The organism is Limnospira sp. PMC 1279.21 (assembly GCF_032349615.1).
GTDB classification, from domain to species: Bacteria; Cyanobacteriota; Cyanobacteriia; order Cyanobacteriales; family Microcoleaceae; genus Limnospira; species Limnospira fusiformis.
Genome location: NZ_JARPLU010000010.1, coordinates 43,949 through 45,425, shown reverse-complemented (window position 1 = coordinate 45,425; position 1,477 = coordinate 43,949). Strand labels below are relative to the sequence as shown.

At 48.3% G+C, this 1,477-nt stretch carries 1 protein-coding gene; it reads left to right on the top strand.

The window, feature by feature from the left end; all coding sequences use genetic code 11:
• On the top strand, nucleotides 1-1,299 hold a 1,299-nt coding region (locus tag P5683_RS02990), incomplete at its 5' end, for a M23 family metallopeptidase (protein ID WP_315669412.1).
• Between the last annotated feature and the right edge of the window lie 178 nt (nucleotides 1,300-1,477).

The window sequence follows — 1,477 nt, the reverse complement described above, 5'->3', positions numbered from 1 at the left end:
CCTTACTACGAACCAGAACCCTATTACGAACCAGAACCCTATTATGAGCCACCCATAGAAAGGTCAGGTGGTTACATCGCCCCACCAGAACAGCCGATTTATCTGCCAGAAAAGCACCAAACGGCATCGCCACCCTCTTATGAGAATATTTCTCCCCCATCTGCATCCACAGCCCAGGGAACACCATTTAATAACCCAGATCATAACTTTATCGACCCTACAGATTACAGTATTGGGGCTACAGGAGGCGGTGGTTATGAAGCGCCTTCAACCGTCATCTTTTCCGAGCGCCAGACAGGTTGTGAAACAGTGGTTGGAGTCGGTCAAACTGTTGATCGATTGTGTGTTCCGCCACCCGCACCTATTGCTGGAATTCCTGGTCAGCCTACTTATGGGACAGGATATCCCAGCGGGGGAGGTAAAACAGTTACTCAGCACCGTCAGCCTTCCCATTCATTCGGTCAACAAGCAACAGGAAGAACTCACTCAGCCCACAGCAGAGGCTGGGGAACTACAAACGTCGCCGCCAGTTATGGTGGCTCTCCAGACTATTCCTATCAGGTCCCTGTAGCCGGATTAAGTCCCGTGCAAGTGGGACCCATCAGCATGAGTGCGATGAGTAATTCAGGTTTGAGTTACTATAAGCGCACCATGCGACCCCCCAGACTTCCCGGAAATTCAGATACTCACCTGCTTTTCCCCCTCAGTATTCCCGCCCCAATTACTTCATTATTTGGTTGGCGACAACACCCAATTTTGGGAACTGGCAGCTTCCATACAGGTATTGATTTCGGAGCAGATACCGGAACTCCTGTAGTGGCATCTTATTCAGGGGAAGTTACCCTGGCTGACTGGTTAGGGGGATATGGTTTAACCGTGGTTCTTAACCACCAGAAAAAATCGAAAGAAACCCTTTATGCTCACCTATCAGAATTGTTTGTCAAACCGGGAGAATTTGTCCAACAAGGGGAGGTAATTGGACGGGTAGGAAGTACGGGAATGTCTACAGGACCTCACCTGCACTTTGAGTTACGGAAGCTGACTAATGAAGGCTGGGTAGCGATTGATCCACTATTACAGATAGAATTTGCCCTCGCTCAACTAATCAATACTCTGCGCGTGGCTGAAGTACCAGCAGAGGAATTTATTGCTGCCTTACCTAACCAAACGAGGAACTGGGAAACTGGTTTGCCTCAACTGCCTCCCCTTCCTCCGGGTATGGATATCATTGTTCCCAATTTGGAACCACCTACCATCAACTTTGGCTTTAAAGAAAACGTGGAGAAAGCACAACAATAGGCGATAGGTTTTGCGCCACCAAAAACTGATAATTTACCCGCCTTCAATAGTATGGCGGGTTTATTGGTTGCTAATTCACTTGGTAAAATATCTGTGGATCCCCGGAAGTGGAGAAGAGAAGGAAAGGAGAGGAGCGATCGCCTTGTCAGATATGCTATAGTCAAGTCAGAACTATCGG